General features: G+C 38.6%; 1 protein-coding gene. It reads left to right on the top strand.

The annotated features are described in order from the left end of the window. Positions 1 to 42: 42 nt before the first annotated feature. The coding region (locus tag Q0954_RS34305; protein WP_299466690.1) for a KilA-N domain-containing protein at positions 43 to 575 on the top strand (533 nt) is incomplete at its 3' end.

The raw sequence follows: 575 nt of genomic DNA on the forward strand, positions 1-575 counted from the left end.
TCGCTTCTTTACACTATAAAGATGAACAACAACTAAATAAAAATGAAGACAACAAATCTAATGATACAAAGCTTTGGGGATTCAAAAATTGTTTTTACTGAACAAGGCTGGATCAATGCCACTGCCACTTGTAAGGCGTTTGGCAAAAATGGTTTAGATAACTATTTGAGAAGCAAACAATTTATTGAATATGCACAAATAGTGGCGATTAGCCTTCAATATGATAACTTTATGGGCTTGACAAAAACCAAAGAAGGAAGATGGGGAGGAACATTTTTACACCCCAAACTGGTCTTTGAGTTTGCCCGTTGGATTAGCCCAATGCTTGCCTTTTGGTGCAATGAAAGAATGGTAAAGCACCTAAAGTCACCCGAAATTGCCGCTAAAATAACTTGGCTTGAGCAGAGAATGGACTGTATTGAGCAAGACAAACAGTGGACACCACTATTTGTAGATACCAGAAGCGCCATGGAACGTTTGGTAAAGAATTACGCCACCGCTACCCAGATGCCCATTGAGGACATATATCAACTACTTTATGAAAGGTTTACGCTGATATACAAACAAAGTCCATA

Origin of the sequence: uncultured Microscilla sp. (assembly GCF_947493425.1) — a bacterium.
Lineage (GTDB): Bacteria > Bacteroidota > Bacteroidia > Cytophagales > Microscillaceae > Microscilla.